At 43.4% G+C, this 20,904-nt stretch carries 23 protein-coding genes; 19 read left to right on the forward strand and 4 right to left on the reverse strand.

Annotated features, from left to right (window positions below; translation table 11 throughout):
• Window positions 1–92 precede the first annotated feature (92 nt).
• Complete coding sequence (locus tag J2Z37_RS17990; protein ID WP_209811684.1) at window positions 93–575, forward strand: DUF456 domain-containing protein; 483 nt, start codon at window positions 93–95, stop codon at window positions 573–575.
• Window positions 576–1,027: 452 nt separating this feature from the next.
• Here the strand turns inward: J2Z37_RS17990 and lexA are convergent, their stop codons facing one another.
• Window positions 1,028–1,651, reverse strand: coding sequence for a transcriptional repressor LexA (gene lexA, locus J2Z37_RS17995; RefSeq protein ID WP_209811722.1), 624 nt, complete (start codon window positions 1,649–1,651; stop codon window positions 1,028–1,030).
• 171 nt (window positions 1,652–1,822) lie between these two features.
• Here lexA and yneA point away from each other — a divergent pair, with 171 nt between their 5' ends.
• The 14 genes from yneA (at window position 1,823) to J2Z37_RS18065 (ending at window position 14,527) form a co-directional block, all read left to right on the forward strand.
• Window positions 1,823–2,104, forward strand: a complete 282-nt coding sequence (yneA, locus tag J2Z37_RS18000) for a cell division suppressor protein YneA (protein WP_209811685.1) — start codon at window positions 1,823–1,825, stop codon at window positions 2,102–2,104.
• A 364-nt stretch (window positions 2,105–2,468) separates the two neighbouring features.
• Window positions 2,469–2,963 carry a tripartite tricarboxylate transporter TctB family protein gene (locus tag J2Z37_RS18005; protein WP_209811686.1) on the forward strand — a complete coding sequence of 165 codons (495 nt, stop codon included), beginning with the start codon at window positions 2,469–2,471 and terminating at the stop codon, window positions 2,961–2,963.
• 12 nt (window positions 2,964–2,975) lie between these two features.
• On the forward strand, window positions 2,976–4,481 hold the full coding sequence (locus J2Z37_RS18010; protein WP_209811687.1) for a tripartite tricarboxylate transporter permease: 1,506 nt from the start codon (window positions 2,976–2,978) through the stop codon (window positions 4,479–4,481).
• A 73-nt stretch (window positions 4,482–4,554) separates the two neighbouring features.
• The gene (locus tag J2Z37_RS18015; protein ID WP_245203903.1) at window positions 4,555–5,607 is read left to right on the forward strand and encodes a tripartite tricarboxylate transporter substrate binding protein; all 1,053 of its coding nucleotides are present in this window, start codon (window positions 4,555–4,557) and stop codon (window positions 5,605–5,607) included.
• A 77-nt stretch (window positions 5,608–5,684) separates the two neighbouring features.
• Window positions 5,685–6,854, forward strand: coding sequence for a mandelate racemase/muconate lactonizing enzyme family protein (locus J2Z37_RS18020; protein ID WP_209811688.1), 1,170 nt, complete (start codon window positions 5,685–5,687; stop codon window positions 6,852–6,854).
• A 1-nt stretch (window position 6,855) separates the two neighbouring features.
• Window positions 6,856–8,070 carry a mandelate racemase/muconate lactonizing enzyme family protein gene (locus tag J2Z37_RS18025; RefSeq protein ID WP_209811689.1) on the forward strand — a complete coding sequence of 405 codons (1,215 nt, stop codon included), beginning with the start codon at window positions 6,856–6,858 and terminating at the stop codon, window positions 8,068–8,070.
• A gap of 108 nt (window positions 8,071–8,178) precedes the next feature.
• Window positions 8,179–9,114: a 5-dehydro-4-deoxyglucarate dehydratase gene (gene kdgD, locus J2Z37_RS18030; protein ID WP_209811690.1), complete on the forward strand. Its 936-nt coding sequence runs from the start codon at window positions 8,179–8,181 to the stop codon at window positions 9,112–9,114.
• A gap of 30 nt (window positions 9,115–9,144) precedes the next feature.
• Window positions 9,145–10,677 carry a galactarate dehydratase gene (garD, locus tag J2Z37_RS18035; RefSeq protein ID WP_425340338.1) on the forward strand — a complete coding sequence of 511 codons (1,533 nt, stop codon included), beginning with the start codon at window positions 9,145–9,147 and terminating at the stop codon, window positions 10,675–10,677.
• Window positions 10,678–10,726: 49 nt separating this feature from the next.
• Window positions 10,727–12,082, forward strand: a complete 1,356-nt coding sequence (gudD, locus tag J2Z37_RS18040; protein WP_209811692.1) for a glucarate dehydratase — start codon at window positions 10,727–10,729, stop codon at window positions 12,080–12,082.
• A 195-nt stretch (window positions 12,083–12,277) separates the two neighbouring features.
• Entirely contained in the window at window positions 12,278–12,985 is a 708-nt protein-coding gene (locus J2Z37_RS18045; protein WP_209811693.1) for a FadR/GntR family transcriptional regulator, read from the forward strand.
• A gap of 49 nt (window positions 12,986–13,034) precedes the next feature.
• Window positions 13,035–13,262 carry a DUF896 domain-containing protein gene (locus J2Z37_RS18050; RefSeq protein WP_209811694.1) on the forward strand — a complete coding sequence of 76 codons (228 nt, stop codon included), beginning with the start codon at window positions 13,035–13,037 and terminating at the stop codon, window positions 13,260–13,262.
• Between the two features lie 76 nt (window positions 13,263–13,338).
• Window positions 13,339–13,629 carry a hypothetical protein gene (locus J2Z37_RS18055; RefSeq protein ID WP_209811695.1) on the forward strand — a complete coding sequence of 97 codons (291 nt, stop codon included), beginning with the start codon at window positions 13,339–13,341 and terminating at the stop codon, window positions 13,627–13,629.
• A gap of 50 nt (window positions 13,630–13,679) precedes the next feature.
• On the forward strand, window positions 13,680–13,859 hold the full coding sequence (locus J2Z37_RS18060) for a hypothetical protein (protein ID WP_209811696.1): 180 nt from the start codon (window positions 13,680–13,682) through the stop codon (window positions 13,857–13,859).
• A 134-nt stretch (window positions 13,860–13,993) separates the two neighbouring features.
• Window positions 13,994–14,527, forward strand: a complete 534-nt coding sequence (locus J2Z37_RS18065) for a hemerythrin domain-containing protein (RefSeq protein WP_245203905.1) — start codon at window positions 13,994–13,996, stop codon at window positions 14,525–14,527.
• Window positions 14,528–14,565: 38 nt separating this feature from the next.
• On the opposite strand, the gene J2Z37_RS18070 is transcribed toward J2Z37_RS18065, so the two are convergent.
• A complete protein-coding gene (locus tag J2Z37_RS18070; RefSeq protein ID WP_209811697.1) occupies window positions 14,566–15,327 on the reverse strand; it encodes a TatD family hydrolase in 762 nt (253 codons plus the stop codon).
• A 120-nt stretch (window positions 15,328–15,447) separates the two neighbouring features.
• Between J2Z37_RS18070 and J2Z37_RS18075 the strand changes: the two genes are divergently transcribed.
• A complete protein-coding gene (locus J2Z37_RS18075; protein WP_209811698.1) occupies window positions 15,448–16,305 on the forward strand; it encodes a DUF4349 domain-containing protein in 858 nt (285 codons plus the stop codon).
• A 211-nt stretch (window positions 16,306–16,516) separates the two neighbouring features.
• Here J2Z37_RS18075 and J2Z37_RS18080 read toward each other — a convergent pair whose 3' ends face one another.
• Together J2Z37_RS18080 and J2Z37_RS18085 are read right to left on the reverse strand one after the other, a co-directional pair.
• The gene (locus J2Z37_RS18080) at window positions 16,517–17,029 is read right to left on the reverse strand and encodes a mismatch-specific DNA-glycosylase (protein ID WP_209811699.1); all 513 of its coding nucleotides are present in this window, start codon (window positions 17,027–17,029) and stop codon (window positions 16,517–16,519) included.
• Between the two features lie 60 nt (window positions 17,030–17,089).
• Window positions 17,090–17,539, reverse strand: coding sequence for a GNAT family N-acetyltransferase (locus tag J2Z37_RS18085; protein WP_209811700.1), 450 nt, complete (start codon window positions 17,537–17,539; stop codon window positions 17,090–17,092).
• A 201-nt stretch (window positions 17,540–17,740) separates the two neighbouring features.
• Here J2Z37_RS18085 and J2Z37_RS18090 point away from each other — a divergent pair, with 201 nt between their 5' ends.
• The 3 genes from J2Z37_RS18090 to pxpB all read left to right on the forward strand — a co-directional run bounded on the left by J2Z37_RS18090 (window position 17,741) and on the right by pxpB (window position 20,895).
• Entirely contained in the window at window positions 17,741–19,090 is a 1,350-nt protein-coding gene (locus J2Z37_RS18090) for an aspartate kinase (protein WP_209811701.1), read from the forward strand.
• A 102-nt stretch (window positions 19,091–19,192) separates the two neighbouring features.
• A complete protein-coding gene (locus J2Z37_RS18095; RefSeq protein ID WP_209811702.1) occupies window positions 19,193–20,182 on the forward strand; it encodes an NAD(P)H-quinone oxidoreductase in 990 nt (329 codons plus the stop codon).
• Window positions 20,183–20,193: 11 nt separating this feature from the next.
• Window positions 20,194–20,895 (forward strand): 5-oxoprolinase subunit PxpB, encoded by a 702-nt coding sequence (gene pxpB, locus J2Z37_RS18100; protein WP_209811703.1) that lies wholly within the window; start codon window positions 20,194–20,196, stop codon window positions 20,893–20,895.
• Window positions 20,896–20,904: the final 9 nt, after the last annotated feature.

The raw sequence follows: 20,904 nt of genomic DNA on the forward strand, positions 1-20,904 counted from the left end.
ATGGTGTTGAGGGTTCTTTTCTGTAGAACTGAATCTTTTCGGTTTGTATTTACGTATTGGATGAAAGAATAATGGGTAAAGGAGGTCGTCGCTTGGATATCCTGTTTTGGTCAATTATTATTCTGTTATTTATTGCCAGTATGGTCGGAATATTTGTCCCGGTTATACCGGACGCCCTATTTGTTTGGGGTGGCTTTTTAATCTATCAATTTTTGCTTGCTGATCAGGGGCATGGGCTGCCAGCCTCATTTTGGTGGGGAATGGCGATATTGACCATTCTGTTGTTGGTCTCTGATTTTCTCACCAATATGGTCTTCGTTAAGAAATATGGTGGAAGCAAATGGGGGATGGCGGCGTCTGTGGCTGGGCTGCTTATTGGACCTTTTGTCATGGGGCCGATCGGGTTGCTGCTTGGACCGTTTATTTTCGTTTTACTTGTAGAATGGGCCCGCAACCAGGATTTCTCCTTGGCATTTAAGGTAGGGATTGGCTCAATGGTCGCCTTTTTTGGCAGCGCCCTTGTTAAATTGGGGGTACAGGCGATCATGATTGTTTGGTTTTTTCTGGTGGTGTAGGGGATAAGGTCATCATCAGGGTGATGAAGACCAAATCTAGTGTGAAAAACGTGAGAAAAGGTCATCATCGGGGTTATGAAGACCAAATCTCGTGTGAAAAACGTGAGAAAAGGTCATCATCGGGGTTATGAAGACCGAATCTCGTGTGTAAGACGCAAGAAAAGGTCATCATCGGGGTTATGAAGACCGAATCTCGTGTGTAAGACGCAAGAAAAGGTCATCATCAGGATTATGAAGACCAAATCTCGTGTGAAAGACGTGAGAAAAGGTCATCATCGGGGTTATGAAGACCAAATCTCGTGTGAAAGACGCAAGAAAAGGTCATCATCGGGTATGAGGTCAAATTTGGCGTTAAAGTCTCCTGCGCGCATAAATAGAAAAGGCGCACAAATTTCTATTGTCAATTTGTACGCCTTTTCTTTCATTCAGTTTCCTGAGCTCCCGCTTCTTTCCTAATGCAAATCTCTGAAAACTCCAGTCACCTTGCCCAAAATAGTAACCTGTGGAAGTAGGATCGGTTCCATTTCCGGGTTTTCGGGTTGTAGGCGGAAGTGATTTCGTTCCTTATAAAATCTCTTTACCGTTGCTTCCCCTTCTTCGGTCATGGCGACGACAATCTCCCCGTTATGGGCGACGGACTGTTGTCTGACGATCACATAATCCCCGTTAAGAATTCCTGCTTCAATCATACTATTTCCTTGTACTTTTAACATATAAACGGTATCTTTACCAACCATGTGCTCTGGCAAGACGAAATATTCCTCAACGTTTTCAATCGCTAGAATCGGTTCACCAGCTGTAACCTTTCCTAAAACAGGAATGCGCGCTATAGCAATTTCTTTGTCCGCTTCGTTTCGCTCGTTGGAAGATAAGATCTCAATGGCGCGTGGCTTGGTTGGGTCTCTGCGAATAAGTCCCTTTTTCTCTAATCTGGCCAAATGTCCATGGACCGTAGAGCTGGAAGCAAGTCCGACAGCTTCTCCAATTTCTCGAACAGATGGGGGATACCCTTTTTCGCGTACTTCTTGTTTAATGAATTCCAATATAGCATTCTGTCTAGAAGATAAATTCATGATTCACCCTACCTTTCCAAAACTTTCTTTATCTCTATTATAACAAGGCAAACTAAAAGATACAAACGTTAGTTCGAAAGAAAATGTTGACAAGAATGTTTGTTCTGATTATAGTAAAGGTATCAGATCGTGTGTTCTTAAGATTATATGTTCTTATTTTGGAGGGTGAGGGAAATGAAACAATATCTATTTATAATCATGCTGGGATCACTTTTATTTACCAGTGTCGTACATATAGTGTCAGGTTTGGAGTGGAGTAATACGGCGGAGGCAAGTAGTTTTGACTATATTGAAGTGCCAGTGGAAATGGGGGATACCCTTTGGACCATTGCAGATCGATATAATGAAGAACATCAACGTTCGATTCGAGATATGGTGAGATTAATTATTGACGAGAACAATTTGCAAGATCCTTATATCTATCCAGGGCAAAATCTACATATCCCGAATCCATAGAATACTAACGGGAAGAATACAACAGGTCACGGGGTTCGATCCTCGAATGTGGCCTGTTTTTGCTTTTCGGCTGTTTCAAGTGGGGGGATCTTCCAAGGAAAATACAAGATACAAATATTCACCATGAAATCTAATAGTGATTATATATCTGATAATTAAAATTAAACAAAATTAACATTAAATTTATAATTGACTAAAAAATGTGTTTGTCTTACAATAAAATCACAAAATGTAGAACAATAAGGCAGTGATAAAAGACCGAAAGGAGGGAGAGTATTTTTTCATATCGTGGGAGGAGTAGGCAGATATTTATATTGTGGGAGTGTAATTAGAAGTAAGTAGATCCAAGGGAAGGAGGAGTTACATGGTTAAAAGATATGGGGACATCTATGCCAGTGTATTTTTGATTATAGCATCTATTGTTTTATACATCTCAACATTTAGTATAAAAATGCTTACCGTATCGAGAATTGGTTCTGCTTTTGTACCTCAACTCGTGGCGATCGGGATTTTTATATTTAGTGGCATATTGTTGCGGAACAGCTTAAAGGAATTAAAACATAGAAAGTCTCTGGAAAATGACGGTGCTGAAGAGGGTGGGAATGAGGAATCGCAGATCAATTATGCCGGTTTAATAAGCTCGGTGGTGTTGATGATCGTATATCTTCTGCTACTGAATTCCATTGGATTTTTGATCATGACGACGGTTTATATTGTTTTACAGATTAGTATTTTAGCAGATAAATCAGAAATGAATATATTGAAATTTTTTATTATTGCCGCAGTTTCATCTCTTGCTGTCTATTACATATTTCGATCCATCTTCCATGTCATGTTGCCAACAGGGATTTTGGGGTAAGGGGGAGAGTCCATGTTTGAAATGCTGTTAGCAGGTTTCGTATCCATTTTTACACTTAAATCAATGGCTTTAATTACTCTTGGAACTCTTCTAGGTATAGTTTTTGGTTTGATACCTGGCTTGACGGCAACGATGGCGGTGGCTATCTGTTTGCCTATTACCTATGGAATGGAACCGATCGAAGGAATGGCTTTGCTTATGGGATTGTACATAGGCGGGGTGTCTGGTGGATTGATTCCGGCAATCCTATTGAAAATACCCGGTACACCTTCCTGTATCTCTACAACATTTGATGGTTATCCCATGGCACAGAAAGGCGAGGCTGGAAAAGCGCTAAGTTGGTCTATTATTGTATCATTTGTCGGTGGGATTCTTAGTATCTTCGTATTGATTTTAATTGCCCCGCCACTAGCGAAATTGGCGGTCAAATTTGGGCCTTATGAATATTTTGCTATTGCCATATTTTCTCTCACATTAATTGCGAGTTTAGCAGGGGATTCCCTCGTAAAAGGGATTCTGTCGGGATTTTTTGGAGTAGGGTTCTCTATGGTTGGGTTTGCTCCAATTGATGCGTATCCTCGGTTTACCTTTGGTTTTGATGAGTTAGATGGTGGATTTAATTTATTGCCAGTCCTCATCGGTTTATTTGCGGTATCAGAGATCTTGTTGGCTGCTGAAGCAAAATATAAATCCAAAAAACGAACCCCTCAATTCTCAATCTCTGGATATGGAATCCCGTTGAAGGAGTTCTTTGGTCAAAGTTGGAATATGATTCGCTCAAGTGCGATTGGAATTGCCATCGGTATTCTTCCGGGAATTGGTGGGGGAACGGCAAATATTATTGCTTATGTTACTGCCAAGAACCAATCGAAATATCCAGAAAAGTTTGGCACCGGGATTCCAGATGGGATTGTGGCTTCTGAATCGTCAAATAACTCGGCAACAGGTGGTGCGCTTGTACCGTTAATTTCACTGGGTATACCGGGTGATACGGTAACAGCTATGTTGCTTGGGGGATTAATGCTACATGGATTACAGCCGGGACCGCTGTTATTCCAAACAGCAGGGGATGTCGTTTACGGGATTTTTGCTTCTCTCATTGTTGCAAACATCGTGATGGTCATCTTCCTGTATGCCGGAATGAAATGGTTTGTTAAATGTTTAAGTGTTCCGCAGCATATCTTGCTGCCGATCATTGCGGCGCTTTGTGTGGTTGGCGCTTACGGTGTAAATAATCGCTTGTTCGACGTTGGAGCCTTATTATTTTTCGGCGTATTGGGCTATATCATGATGAAATTTAATTTTTCGGTTGTTCCGCTTGTACTCGGGTTCATCCTTGGGCCGATCGTAGAAACCAATCTACGCCGGGGATTGATGCATTCTCAAGGAGATTTCACCCCATTCTTAACTGAGCCGATTGCTGCAGGTTTTTTACTTGTCACAGTATTCTCTGTTGCATTGAAGGTATGGCAATCGAAAAAACAGAGAAATAGAGCCGCGGACTCTATAGATATGTAATACATATTTTGAATGGTTTTAATGAGGGGCTCCTTATTAAAATAGCAAAATCCAATAAAAGGGAGGGGTTATTTTGAAGAAATTTATCAGACATATTTTAACAGGAAGTATGGTTCTTTCTCTATCAGCCGTTGCATTCGGTTGTTCGGGTGGTGGCCAGGAAACAGCAAGTCCAACACCGAGTGAACAGCCCAAGCAAAATACGACGGCAGAAGCTCCAGCAACACCGAGTGCTGCTGACGACTATCCGAACAAACCGATTGAGGTCGTTGTCCCTGCCGGAGCTGGCGGAGACACAGACCGTAACTCACGGGTACTAGCAAAGTATTTGGAGAAGGAATTAGGGCAATCCCTGGTTATTTCGAACGTAGGTGGAGCAGGGGGAACGTTGGGGACCAAGAAGGTTTTGGATGCAAAACCTGACGGCTATACCGTTCTTGCTTTCCATAACTCTATGTTGTTGAATTCAATCTTGGGTTTGGCCGATTATTCATTCACCGACTTTGAAATGGCCGGTATTGGGATCTTAGACCAAGGAAATGGTTTCCTTGTAAACAAAAATTCGCAATTTCAGAATATGAAGGACCTTGTAGAATATGCGAAGCAAAATCCTAAAAAGGTTTCCATTGCCACGGAAACTGGCGGATTTACGCACCTGCAATTGCTAGCCCTGCAAGAAGCAGCAGGGATTGAATTGAATATCGTCGATGTAGGTGGGGCGGCTGATAAAGTTAAGGCTCTGCTAGGGGAACAAATTGACATCGTTCCAACGCAGTTGGGGTTAGTGACCAGTTATCTTGATTCAGGTGATTTTAGAGCAATTGGTGTTCTTTCTGAAGAAAGGCTGCCTGATCTGCCGGATGTACCAACCTTTAAAGAACAGGGGATAGACATTGTCTTTGATAAATTCTACTTCTGGGCATTCCCGCCTGAAACGCCAAAAGAAATCGTAGATAAATTCAGCCAAGCGATGGAAAAAGTCGTAAACAACGAAGACTTCAAGAAAGAAGCAAAAGGCTTTATCGTCACACCAATGTATATGAATCCTGAGGCGGCTACGGAACATCTATCGAAGACAGTGTCTGCCTATGAAAAATTATACGAGGGATTAGAAACAAAGAAATAAACGAAATGATCACAGTTGCCCACAAAAATAGCTTTTGTGGGCAATTATTTTGAGTGGACGATGCCTGGGAGGTTGCTATGAAAATTAACGATGTCCGGCTCACTATTGTTGGTATACCGCGAGAAACTGGTTTTGTCAGTAAGCATATCATCATCGAATTGTTCTCAGACGTTGGGATCACGGGGGTTGGGGAAATGTCCGACTTTTCCCATCTGCCTCGCTATGCTGTTGCTGTTGAAGATCTAACGCTGTCCTTAAAAACGATATTAATAGGAAAGGATCCCTTCGACTTAACGCTGATCAACAGAGAATTAGTGGAGAACTTTCCCGAAATGCAAAATTTATATGAGAAAGGGAGTATTATCCGGAACGGAGTAGATACTGCCCTTTACGATATGTGTGGAAAGTTTTTGAATGTTTCTGTTTCAGACCTTCTGGGAGGAAGAATGCGTGACAAGATCAAGGTATGTTATCCCATATTTAGACATCGCTTAATGGAAGAGGTAGAGGACAATCTTGCGATTGTTCGGAAAAGGTATGAAGAGGGATTCGATGTCTTTCATTTGTATGTTGGTAAAAATGTAGATGCAGATGAAGCCTTTTTGCACGGTATTAAGCAGGAATTCGGCTCGAAAATAAAAATTAAATCGATTGATTTCAGTAACCTTTTAGATTGGAAAAAGGCGCTTCAAGTTGTTGACCGTCTAGCAAAATATGATTTTGAGCTAATTGAAAGTCCTACGGATAGAAATGACTTTGAAGGGTTGCATCACTTTCGAATGAGAGTAAAACACCCCGTTAGTGAGCATGTTTGGAGCTTTAAACAGCTATATGACATGATCAAATTTGATTCCTTGGATATTTTTAATATCTCACCCATTTTTATTGGTGGTTTAACCGGAGCGAAAAAAGCTGCAGCAGTTGCAGCGGTTTGCGGAAAGTCTTGTCTGCTAGGAACAACCCAAGAATTGTCAATAGGCACTGCAGCTATGGCACATCTGGGAGGAACACTTGAAAACTTAGACTATACGTCGGATCCTACTGGGCCCAAATTGTACGTAGGAGATATTGTGAAAGAGCCAGTCAAGTATGAGAATGGATACTTGATTCTTCCTGATCGAAAACGAGCGGGTTTGGGTTTGGAGTTGGATTGGGTTGAAATAGAAAAGTACCGGGTACCGGATTTGTCCTGGGAAAATGTATCAGTACATCAATTGCAAGATCGGACGGCGGATGGGAGGAAATAGGATGCGCATTACAAAAGTTGAAACGATTCAATTGAAGCAACACCCGAGGGAACTGATTCTAAGAATCCATACAAATGAAGGGATCATCGGACTTGGAGAAACCAACGCGAAGCCTGATCCGGTTAGAGAAATGATTCATAGTGTATGTGCAGAGATCTTATTAGGGGAAGATCCTCGAAATATTGATAAAATATGGTCGACCTTTTATCGGGTGTTTAATCATCATGGCTTTACAGGTACGGAAATGAGAGCCTTAAGCGCGATTGATATTGCTTTATGGGATATTTTGGGCAAGGTTTTCAATCAACCGATTTATCGTTTACTTGGAGGAGCATCCCGAGACAAGATTAATGTATACAATACGTGCGTAGGATATATGAGTAACAATGATCGGGACCGTTTTATGACAGAACCGGAAAAGCTTGCGGAAGAGTTATTGAAGAAAGGGATCACGAACTTGAAGATATGGCCCTTTGATGAGCTTAGCAAGAACTATCAAGGGAATTATATTTCACCTGAATTAATGAGAAAGGGGATCGAGCCTTTTCGGAAAATCCGTGAAGCCTTTGGTGATCAAGTTGGAGTCGCTTTGGAAGGACATGGTCGTTGGAATCTAACAAGTGCAATACAGATCGCAAAGGGATTGGAAGAATACAAACCCCTATGGCTAGAGGATTTGGTCACTATAGATAATCTAGATAAGTTAGTAAAATTGAAGGAATCAACAGAAACCCCAATCGGTGCAAGCGAAAGGTTATTTACTAGGTATGGGTATCAAGGTCTGTTGGAAAAGGGTGGAGCTGATATTGTGATTGCCGATCCAGCCTGGACTGGAGGGATATCGGAAGTGAAAAAAATCGCCGCTTTTGCTGAAGTGTATGGGCTGCCGTTCGCCCCTCACAATTGTGGGGGACCTATCTTACACGTGGTAAACACACATCTCTGTTATAACCTTCCTAATCTTTGGATGATGGAAACTGTGCGTGCATTCTACGAAACCTATTACTCCGACATTATTACAGAGGTTCCAGAAATAATTGACGGTTTTATTTGCCCGCCCGAAGGACCTGGATTAGGGGTCGAGTTAAGACCAGAGGTGTTGCAGCGTTCCGATCTCATATACCGTGTAACGGATCAAAATGCGGGTGACGGGGAGATCAAAGTTTATAATACTTCGGGTCAAGGTGACCCATGGAAAACGGGCCTAGCTAATTGATGAATAAACAAAAATAATCAATTGACTAAAGATTTTATTTGTCTTACAATAAAATTAATAGAATTGACAAAATAGAAACACTCGACAAAAAATGAAAGGTGGATAATAATGAGTATAGTGAGAAAAACACCTGCAGGGATTTTAGGATTTCCGGTCGCACCGATGAATAGTCAAGGGGATCTGGATATACAAGCACTCGAAAAAAATATTGAATTTTTAATAGAGGAAGGTTTATCTTCCATATTTGTTGGCTGTGGTGCGGGTGAATTTCACGCCCTTGACCAAGATGAATACAAGACGATGGTTGAGACAGCTATTTCTACGGCGAAAGGTAGAGTCCCTGTGTACACCGGAGTTGGCGGAAATATTAAAAGTGCCTTGGCACAAGCCAAAGTTTCTGAAGACTTGGGTGCGGAAGGGTACTTGATTCTACCTCCTTATCTCATTCACCCGGAACAGGAAGGGCTGTATGATTATTTAAGCACAATCATTGGAAGTACTGAACTCAATGCGATTATCTACCAACGGGATAATTGTGTGCTCACCTTGGAAACGATTCAACGTTTAACAGATTATCCGCAGCTTGCAGGTGTTAAGGATGGTCTTGGGAATATGGATTTAAATATCGAGATCACCCAAACCATTGGTGATCGTTTGGATTATTTGAATGGTATGCCATTAGCGGAAGTGACCATGCCAGCCTATGTGAACCTTGGCTTTAAGTCCTATTCCTCGGCTATTTCAAACTATATACCCCATATTTCTGCGATTTTCTATGACGCCTTGTTAAACCAAAAGAAAGAATTGCTAAACGAACTCTATCAACATGTGATTTTGCCGATTAATAGAATCCGTAAACAACGGAAAGGCTATGCCGTGGCACTAATTAAAGCAGGAATGGAAATCATCGGATTGCCTGTTGGTACAGCTGTGCGGCCGCCAGTTATCCCAGTTGAGAAGGACCATTATCAACAGTTGGAGCAGATTATCAAGGTGGCATTTGATAGATTTCCCAAAGAGAAGAAGACCATAAACACAATCTAAAACTGTGTTAGAGGAGGATTGCACGTGTCTTTGAACGGAACAAATGAAAAGGAAGAACCACGGTACATAAAACTAAACGCAAAAGATAATGTGGTCATTACTGTCAATTTCGGAGGTCTGAAGGAGGGGACTGAGTTCTCCTGTGGACTGAAGTTAACTGAGTACGTACCACAGGGACATAAAGTTGCCCTGAAAGATTTGGTCCAAGGAGAGGCTATTGTTCGTTACGGGGAAGTCATAGGGTATGCATTGCAACCCATTAAAAGAGGGAGCTGGGTCAAAGAATCTTTGATAGATATGCCGGCCCCTCCGGAACTTGATCTTTTACCGATTGCCAACAATGTGCCGGAACCCCTTCCGCTGCTTGAAGGATATACGTTTGAAGGCTATCGGAACGCGGACGGAAGTGTCGGGATCAAAAATATCCTTGGGATTACGACGAGTGTTCAGTGTGTGGCCGGAGTCCTTTCCTATGCCGTGAAACGCATCAAGGAAGAAATTCTTCCAAAGTATCCGAACGTCCATGATGTAGTCGCCTTGGAACATAATTACGGATGTGGCGTGGCCATAAATGCCCCGGAAGCTATTGTACCCATTCGTACCATTCAAAATATTGCGTTGCACCCTAACTTTGGCGGGGAAGTCATGGTGGTTGGGTTAGGCTGTGAAAAGCTGCGCCCGGAAACATTGGTGCCAGATGGGGAAGAGGAGCCCATTATTTCCTTGCAGGATCAGCAAGGTTTTACCAATATGGTTCATACCATTCTGGAAATGGCAGAAGGGCGTCTTAGAAGACTAAATGAGCGTAAGCGGGTAACCTGCCCGGCGTCTGATTTGGTGATTGGTTTGCAATGTGGCGGAAGTGATGCGTTCTCAGGAGTTACAGCGAATCCGGCGGTTGGCTATGCTGCAGATTTATTAGTTCGTGCCGGGGCTACTGTGATGTTTTCTGAAGTGACAGAAGTACGTGATGCTGTCCATCTTTTAACTCCGCGGGCTGTCAATGAAGAAGTCGGACGCAAATTAATTCATGAAATGAAATGGTATGACGAATATTTGCAGCGGGGACAATCAGATCGTAGTGCAAATACCTCACCAGGCAATAAAAAAGGCGGACTATCCAATATTGTGGAAAAATCTCTTGGTTCAGTCGCAAAATCGGGCAGCAGTGCGATTATTGACGTATTAGCCCCAGGCGAAAGGGCAACTAAAAAAGGGTTAATCTTTGCGGCAACACCTGCTGGTGATTTTGTCTGCGGAACCTTGCAGTTAGCGTCCGGGATGCATATGCAAGTATTTACGACAGGGCGTGGAACCCCTTATGGATTAGCGATGGCGCCGGTAATTAAGGTTTCTACGCGGAATGCCTTGACAGAACAATGGCATGATTTAATTGACGTGAATGCCGGAAGAATTGCAACCGGAGAAGCAACGATCGAAGAGGTTGGCTGGGAGATCTTCCATTACATCCTAGATGTTGCCAGCGGACGTAAGCAAACGTGGACAGATCATTGGGGATTGCATAATTCGTTATGCCTGTTTAACCCGGCGCCAGTAACATAGGGGATTTAGTAAAATCCCCCTTTATACAGAACACTACAGGGGTGTGGCAATGACTGATCAAATGACGAATAATAGCACAGCGAATACTCCGGTCATCATAGAAATTCAGGTAATTCCAGTTGCAGGTCACGATAGTATGCTACTAAATTTAAGCGGTGCACATGGCCCCTTTTTTACCCGAAATATTGTCATCATGAAGGATAACGCAGGGAATACGGGAGTAGGGGAAGTGCCAGGTGGGGAGCGGATTCGGCAAACGCTGGAGGATGCCAAGCCGTTGGTCATTGGGCAAACCATTGGCGCATACAAAAATATATTGCAATCTGTACGCAACCAATTTTCTGATCGGGATGCGTCTGGCCGTGGTTTGCAAACGTTTGATTTGCGTACAACGATCCACGCAGTGACAGCGCTGGAAGCGGCATTGCTGGATTTGTTAGGACAATTTTTAAACGTACCGGTTGCTGCTCTGCTGGGGGATGGCCAACAGCGTAAAGAGGTGGAAATGCTAGGGTATTTGTTCTATATTGGTGACCGGAACAAGACGGAGTTCCCTTATTTAAGTGATTCAACAGCGAAAGAGGATTGGTTTCGTCTTCGCCACGAGGAAGCATTAACACCTGAAGCAGTTGTGCGTCTCGCAGAAGCAGCACATGAAAAATATGGATTTAATGATTTTAAACTAAAGGGCGGTGTCCTAAACGGGACCGAAGAAATCGAGGCGGTAACGGCCCTTGCCAAGAGGTTTCCAAATGCTCGAATTACACTAGATCCAAATGGTGCCTGGGCATTGGAAGAGGCTATTGGCCTATGTCGGAACATGCACCATGTGCTGGCCTATGCGGAAGACCCATGTGGAGCAGAAAACGGATATTCTGCTCGCGAAGTGATGGCCGAATTCCGCAGAGCGACTGGACTTCCAACCGCTACCAATATGATTGCAACCGATTGGCGGGAAATGGGACATGCCATTTCGCTCCAAGCAGTGGATATTCCACTTGCTGACCCGCATTTTTGGACAATGCAAGGTTCTGTCCGTGTTGCCCAGATGTGTCATGAATGGGGGTTGACATGGGGGTCCCATTCCAACAACCACTTTGACATTTCCTTGGCTATGTTTACCCATGTGGCAGCTGCTGCCCCAGGGAAAATTACAGCCATTGATACCCACTGGATCTGGCAGGATGGTCAACGCCTAACTAAAGAGCCTTTGAAAATTGTAGGTGGGGTGGTACGTGTACCAGAACAACCAGGGCTTGGGGTAGAAGTAGATATGGAAGAAATGGAGAAGGCCCATAAACTGTATTTGAAAATGGGATTAGGGGCTCGAGATGACTCCCAGGCGATGCAGTATTTGATTCCAGGATGGAGCTTTCATAATAAGAAGCCTTGTCTAGTACGCTAATACAGATCACATTCCTGTTTCATAGCTTTTCATCTGTGAATGGATGATATGAATGGTAGTAAAACCAGAATGCTATGTTACAGGAATTTCTTTACTCACAAGGTAACCTCTGTTATAGTAAAATTTACTTCTGTCTACATCGGTATATTTGTCTTACAATAATTTTAAACTCTATTTTCCAGGGGGAGGAGCTTCATGGCTGAAACAACAAAAAAGGTATTCGTTAAATCTGTTAGCCGTAATACATTAGCGAAGCAAGTTGTGGAACGGATCGTTCAGTTATTAGTAAGTGGGCAAATGAAGCCCGGCGACAAATTACCTCCCGAAATGGAATTGATGGAGGAGTTAGAGGTCAGCAGGCCGGTCCTCCGGGAAGCACTTAGTTCGTTAGAAATGCTTGAGGTTATCACTCGCAAGACGCGCGGGGGTACCTATTTTAATAATAAAATTGGAAGTAAGCCTTTCTCTGTCATGCTCGCTTTATCCGTTGATAATTTACAGGCAGTTATTGAAGCGCGGATGGCATTGGAATTAGGTTTAGTGACGATTGCTGCAGAGAAAATTACGGATGAAGAGTTGCAAAAATTAAAGGAATCGATTGATCGTATTGCTGAAAGCCGTGATAATAATTACGGGGAAAGTGATAAAGAATTCCATCGAATCATTGCTTTAAGCGCGAATAATGAAATTGTAGAAGGGATGATTGATTCGCTGCTTATCGCACATAATCAAACGGATCGTCAAATAAAATATAGAGAGCGTGAACTTACGGTTGAACACCACACCGCGATCTATAATGCACTTCTAAAAAGGGATCCCCATGAGGCATTTACCCAAATGTATCGGCATTTGAAGTATGTACGCGAGAAAATTTTGCAAACCGTTCAATCCCTAGACTTTTGACCCTCATTCTGATAAGATAAAAGGATACATCTAGAGAGGAGCTCGTCGAATGGTAACTCCAGAGAAAATCCAACGGATCAATCAGCTTGCCAGAAAGTCAAAGACAGACGGACTAACCCCATCGGAAAAAAAGGAACAAGATGCGCTTCGCAAGGAATACGTTCAAGCGGTGCGAAATTCGCTGAAAGCGAATCTTGATTCATTGAAGATTGTCGATGAGGACGGAAACGTTTTGAAGGAACACGGGGAACATAAATTTAAAAAATTTTACCAATAATAAAGCTATCACGAATCTAAGTGACAGCTTTTTTTGTAACCCTTTTTTAAAGAGGGAAAAGAGGTGGATATTAAAGATGAAAAAGCTTACATACAAACAGGAACAGATTGAGAAATTGGTCGTCGATTTTTTGCAAAAGGAGTATCCGCAATTCGGGATCCGAGAGGGGATACTTGAAACGACAGTGGAGGACGATCAGATAACAAATTGGTGGGTTTCCTGCATGCATCGGGATGGTAATGAATCGCTCGTTGAAGATGAAGAAATTATTTCGTTCCTGCAACAAGAAAATGGTTGGAATCGCGTAACTAAGACAAAAGTGACAGACAATGAGCAAGGTTTTTCTTTGACGATCACTGGAGAATAAATCGCTGTGCTGAAATAGATAAAAATGATGCGTGGAAAGGGGAAAAAGCAATGGAAAGAAAGATTACAGAAGAGCAAGAGAATGTGCTGCGGAAATTCGGCTTTTCAGTGCTGGAGGATCGGGTTCACCATAAAAAAATGGGGATTGAAAAGCCATTGGCGGAAATCGTAAAGTATGGCTCTGTGGAGGATCTGCAGGATTATATCAAGACTATTTTAAGGGCGTCCTGAACAGACAATTGCTAAGGCTCACGTGTTGAGCTTCCTAATTGCTTGTGATATCTATCACGGAAGTCGATCGAATAACATGGTAATCTACTGGTTAACCGTGGTTTTGGATTGATATAGAGTAAGGGAGTGGTCCTATGAATCACACATGCATGAGTGGGATGATGGGTGGGAGCAATCAGTCACTGTCACCGGCTTTAAAACAGCTATTTGATGAACACGGTCCATTAAGAAAACAGATGGAAGATTTCTATGTAATGGCGCAAGAATTAAAAGGTACAGATGAACAGTCCGGATTACAGGATTTGTATGAAAAAGTGAAGCAATATGTAGGGGAACTAGACCCACATTCCCAAAGGGAAGAGGGAGTCCTATTTCCGATGATGGCTAATTATATTGGCCGTGAGACGGGGCCCATTGCTGTCATGGAGTATGAGCACGATCAAGCCAAAAAGAACTTACAGCTTTTCCTTGATGGATATAGTTCAATGAATGGACAAGCGGATCAAGGGAAGGTCGATGAATTAGCAGGTTATGCGATCCAAGCCTACATGATTTTAACGGATCATTTTATGAAAGAGGAAAATGTTCTTTTCCCTATGGCAGAGAAAATGCTGTCAGGGCAGGAAAAGGAGACTTTGTTCGAAGAGATTAATAGAATGCAAGGGTAAATGGAAAGGAGCTCGTCTGAGGACGGGCTCCTTTTCTACTAAGAGTTGAACAAAGCATCAAAATTATTGGCACACGCCTGTTGCAATGTTTCTTCGGAAACCCCTTTTAATCTTGCAATCTTCTTGGCGCTGTCTCTGATCATCAATGGTGTAGTTTGCATATGTATGCTGAGCTTCGGGTAGGGCCATGGACCGTCGGTTTCCAATAGGAGCTGGGAAAGAGGAACTCGAACCGCCAGTTTTTGATCACGTAAACGATAGCATACTTCAGGTGTCAAAGATATGAAGAAGCCTGCCTGAATAATTTTCAGGAGGACGGACTTGGGTGCTTTTAACCAATGAAAATGAGCTTTTGTCATTTCTTGTCGGGTCAATATTTGCAATGCAATCTCCGCCTGGTTATGTACGGCATGCAGAAGAACAGGGAGATTATGGTTTTTCGCTGCTTGTACGAAGGTTTCCAAAGTTTCTTCATAGGGAAGAAGGTCCTCGATTTTCGAATAGTAAGGCAGTCCAACTTCACCGATGGCGACAATGGATTCTCTTTCCAGTTTAATAAGCGATAGCAATTCCTCCATTTCCCGGCTGGATGGAAGTTCCTGTTCGGGATGATAACCAACCGCTGGGTAAACAAAGTTTGAATAAAGCCTGGCTAACTCAAGTGTTCGATACGATGAGGCCAAATCTGTAGCGACCGCGACCACACCATCAATCCCTTCTTTTCTCCACGTATCAATCGATTGATCAAGCACATCTTTCGGGTATTGCTCCAAATGGATATGACAATCGATCCAACCCATGTTCATCGTCTCCTTTTCCTTTGATTTTAATGATAGGGAAAAGATGAACAAATGTGAACCCTTTTTCCTATGAAATACGTCTAATAAAAAAATAGGAAATATTTAGGGGGCAGTCAAGTGATGAAGAAGTGGATCAGTTGTGTACTTTTGTTGATGCTACTTGTGGGCTGTGGAAATCGGTATGATGCGGCAAGCGAACAGAAAGCCTCGATGGAATCATCAGCAGATAGCAGTGCAAACAGTGCCGTTAGTGCAGGGTATTCGGCGGTGCAAAATCAGGCGGAAAAATCAGCGGCAGTAGAACGGAAGATTATAAAAGAAGCGGAGATTAGACAAAAGGTAACTGAATTACAACCGGCAATGCAGCAGGTTCAAAAGCTAGTGGATCAATCAGGCGGTTATATTGAGTCCTCCTCCGTGGTAGAACTGGATTCTTCGACGAAGGAAGCGCACTATCGGCTACGGATTCCGCAAGAGCATTTTGTATCGATTCTTGATGTGCTACAGAAGATTGGGAATAACACGTTTATCTCCCAACGTGGAGAGGACCTTACCGAGCATTATTATGACAATGAGGCACGCATTAAAAATTTGACACTACAGGAACAGGCTGTTCAGAAATTATTAGAAAAGGCAACAAAAATGGATGATATATTAAAAATTCAGCAGGAGCTTTTCCGGATTCGCGGAGAGATTGAAACCCTGCAAGGCAAAAACCGCTACATTGATAATTTATCGAGTATGGCTACCATCGATTTAACGATTCAGGAAGTAACCCTTGCCGAAATGAAGGATAAATCGATCTGGAATCGGGCAACGGGTGGTTTTTCGGATTCACTGCACGATGTTGTAGACGTCACCATCGAACTGTTCGTGTTGGCGATTTCCATTTTGCCGCTACTTATTTTCCTACTTCCATTTGGTTTGATCATTTGGTGGGTGAGAAGGAAACGGAAGAAAAAGGATATCAATGCCTAACTAGATAACGGAAAAATTTACCGCTATTCCTGAAATGTTGGTCAAAACAAGAGTAATAGCGGAAAACTTTTCCGTTGTGGATTTTATTGGACAGCCTGTAAACGATTACAACCAAAAGTAACGGAAATTTTTTCCGTTATTCAACAGGGGCATCCTGATAAAATATAAATACCGGAAATTTCTTCCGTTATTCCATCCTGACTCCCGCTCATCACCGGAACTCATCCAACACCCTTTTCAAATCCCGGTAGATTGCAACTACTTCATCGATTTTCATCCGCACCAAGCCGCTGGATGAGGGGCAAACGAACTCCTGTACACCTGCAACCACACTATCAGGCTGTAGCCCCCAGTCCATCTTTTTCTTGCCGGAAAATTCCTCATACACCCCTTTTCCGACAAAGCATACAATTTTAGGGTGGAAAGATTGAATTTTCGTCTTTAATATTTCCTTGCCTTCCAAATATTCTTCTCGCGTAATTTCCGCAGCTGTTTTCGTTGGGCGGGCTACAATGTTAGTCAGTCCATAACCAAGCGATAGCAAATCCTGATCCTCAATAGGGGAGTACTTTCGTGGAGTGAGACCTGCCCGATGCAAAATGGTCCAGAAGCGATTATTAGGATTAGCAAAATGGTGGCCGGTTTCACCGGAACGAATACTAGGGTTATAGCCGACAAATAAAATATCTAAATCTTTTTTCAGATGATCTGGAATAGGTGTCATGTTTCCTCCGGAACAAGTTTTACCTTAGCGTAGCATACTGAAAAAAGAGATGCGAATGTGCTAAGAAGAAAGGGTTTTACTCATCATGAGGTAGGTTGATTTGGACTTTACGATGTCCAATCCATATTTTTGGTAAGCCTGCTGGGCGGGAAGGTTTTCCTTCAACACATGCAAATAGATAGCAGCGGCTTGGCGCGTACGTGCTTCTTTTTCCAAGCGGCGAAAAATTAACCGACCGAATCCTTTGTGCTGGGCTGCTTTTTCCAGGGCGATGAGATCTAGGTAAATCCCTTGCGGTGTTTCCCGGAAAGAAAGGACGCCAATTCGCTGTGCTTTTTTGGATTTTTTCTTGTCGATCTTATAGATCGTAAAAGTTTCGTTCTGCTGCAGTTTTTCTTCGATCTTTTTGGGGCTGACCTTTCTTCGTTTATAGATCATGATTTCTTCTTGAATTAGCCGGACGGTGTCAGCCATTTCTTTCTCCTGAAATGGGCGAAAGGAAAGAAGCATTGATGTTCCTCCTGTTATTCTTAGATAGTATTAGATTATGTTGGGAAAATAGCGACAGGTAACGCAGGAAGGAAACATTTTTCTAAAAATAAGCATTGCAACTGCATTACAATAACGAGATAATAGGATTTATTGAATACGCATCGTAGTGACACGAGCAGAACAATCATCATGGTGAAAAAGCAAATGGGGGATTTTGAAATGAAGGTTGCAAAGTTTGGCGGTACTTCATGTGCTTCTGCGGATCAAATCCGCAAGGTTTTTAATATCGTAAATTCTGATCCCACGCGTCGGATCATTGTCGTTTCTGCACCAGGAAAGCGTTTTTCAGAAGATACCAAGGTGACTGATCTTTTAATCCGTTGTGCGGAGCAGTACTTGGCAAATGGGGAAGGAACAAAAGAATATGAAGCAGTTGTTTCTAGATATCGAGAAATCGCAGAAGGACTTGAGCTTTCTGGGGAGATCGTGGATGTGATTTCGACGGATCTTTGGGAACTGCTAAATGGGGATAAATCAAATCCGAATCGTTTTATGGATGCAGTCAAAGCGAGCGGAGAAGATAATAATGCAAAGCTAGTTGCAAGCTTTTTCCAAAGTCAAGGGGTGGCTGCACGCTATATGAGTCCAAAAGAAGCCGGGTTGCTTCTTAGTGATGAATCCGGGAAAGCTCAAGTGCTTCCGGAATCCTACGAGAATTTAAAGGCTCTTCGCGACCTTCCTGAGGTCATTATTTTCCCTGGATTCTTTGGCTATACGCCAGAAGGGGCATTGGTAACCTTCTCCCGCGGTGGATCGGACATTACGGGTTCAATCCTTGCGGCAGGCGTTCAAGCGGATCTGTATGAGAACTTTACAGACGTTGACTCGGTATTCGCAGCAAACCCGAATATCGTTTACCAGCCACAAGAAATTAGCATATTGTCTTATCGGGAAATGAGAGAACTGTCTTATGCAGGTTTCTCCGTGTTCCATGACGAAGCATTGATACCAGCCTTCCGTGCCGGTATTCCAGTCAACATCAAGAACACGAACAATCCGTCCGCTCCTGGTACAAAGATTGTGTTTGAACGGCCAAAAACCGATCAACCCGTTGTCGGGATCGCCAGTGATAGTGGATTTGCAAGTATTTATGTAAGTAAATTCTTGATGAATCGGGAAATTGGCTTTGGCCGCAGATTGCTGCAAATTCTTGAGGACTTTGGTTTCTCTTATGAGCATACGCCGTCTGGCATTGACGATATTACCGTGATCATGCATGATCAGCTAAAGGATAAGGAAGTAGAAAACAAGATCGTTAAGCGGATTAAAGAAGAGCTTTGTGCTGACGATGTGGTGGTGCAACATGGTCTTTCCATGATTATGATCGTTGGTGAAGGCATGCGCCATAGCGTCGGGACAACAGCGAGAGCAACCAAAGCATTAGCGAAGGCAGAGGTCAATATTGAGATGATTAATCAAGGTTCCTCTGAAGTGAGCATTATGTTTGGTGTGAAAAAAGTGGATGAAATTAAAGCCGTTCAGGCGTTATATGATGAATTCTTCAACTAAATAACGAAGACTAAAAAGCTAGGATCAGGAAAAACGATCCTGGCTTTTTCATTTTACTGATGGACTGGTATAATATAGCAAAAAGCACGAGGAGTGATCACGTTGAAAGCAGTCTTAATGAACGGATTTGGCGGGACAGAAGTGCTGAGTTTGGGTAATACATCAGACCCAGTGATCGATGAACAGGATTTATTGGTTCGTGTTCGCGCTACGGCATTGAATCGGGCAGATCTGCTGCAACGAAGAGGAATGTATCCGCCGCCTAAAGGTGCTTCAGAGATCCTAGGCTTAGAGATGGCAGGCGTTGTTGTGAAAGTGGGCAATGGGGTGCAAGGCTGGAAAGTAGGGGATCGGGTGTGTTCCTTACTTCCTGGAGGCGGGTATGCTGAACTGGTTTCTATTCCTGCGGGGATGGCCATGCGCATTCCAGAAAATTTGAGCTTCGAAGAGGGGGCGGCGATTCCTGAGGTCTTCTTGACTGCTTACCTTAATCTGTTTTGGCTTGGAAACCTGCACGCCAACCAAAAAGTGCTCGTCCATGCCGGAGCAAGCGGGGTCGGTACTGCCGCTATTCAGCTGATTCGTGAGGCGGGTGCAGGGTCTTGGGTGACAGCTGGCTCCCAGGAAAAAATTGAGCGGTGTCTCGAGCTTGGCGCTGTTTCCGGATGGAATTATCATAATGGGTCATTTCTGCCTTGGATTCGGGAAGAAACCAAGCAGGAGGGAGTCGATATTATTTTTGATTTCATCGGCGAACCTTATTTTGTGGATAACCTGAAGTCTTTAGCCATGGATGGCCGATTGATCATCATTGGGACGATGGGAGGAGCTAAGGTGGGTGAACTGAACTTGTCCCAGGTGTTGTCGAGAAGATTGCAGATTATCGGCACAGCGTTACGTTCCCGAAGCCCAGAAGACAAGATTCGCTTAACGAAGGAGTTTGCAGATTTTGCCCTGCCTCGCTTTTCCGATGGAAGAATGCGTCCTATCATCGATACCGTATTTGACTGGGAGGATGTGGCGAAGGCACATGCCTACATGGAATCGAATGCGAATGTTGGAAAAATCATTTTACGCGTGAACGAATCATAGGGGGATTAAAGGTGAGGTATCAACTAAAGCCGTTGGGGGATCAGGCAGTGATCGTTTCTTTCGGAAACACGATAGATCCAGAAACCCATCGATTTATCAAAACATTTACTGCCCATCTCCATGAACACCCTTTTCCCGGGTTGATTGAATGTGTGCCGGCTTTTACCACGGTGACGGTATATTATGACCCCGGACTCTGGATACAGGAAAACGATTCCCGTTTGCCTTACGATCATGTCTGTGAGACGGTGGAAACGATATTAACTGCGTTACCAGAGCAAGAAGAAACGGCCGCAAGGTTTGTGGAGATTCCCGTTTGTTATGGTGGCGAATTGGGACCCGATCTGGAGTTTGTCGCACAGCATAATGGCTTGAGCAGCGATGAAGTGATTCGTATTCATTGTGAAGGGCGGTATTTGGTTTATATGATCGGATTTTCCCCTGGATTTCCCTATCTTGGAGGCTTGTCAGAAAAGATTGCCGCGCCCAGAAGGAGTTCTCCGCGTCTAGTGATTCCTGCCGGATCAGTCGGGATTGCCGGACAGCAGACGGGGATTTATCCCATTGCGACGCCGGGCGGGTGGCAGTTAATTGGGAGAACACCGCTTAGCCTGTTTCGTCCCAACATGGAAGAACCCAGCTTATTGCAAGCGGGTGATATCATTCGTTTTTGCCAAATTTCCGAGGATGAGTTTAAATTCTGGATGGATTAAGAAGGAGCA

The sequence above is a fragment of the Ammoniphilus resinae genome (assembly GCF_017873965.1).
Taxonomy (GTDB): domain Bacteria; phylum Bacillota; class Bacilli; order Aneurinibacillales; family RAOX-1; genus Ammoniphilus_A; species Ammoniphilus_A resinae.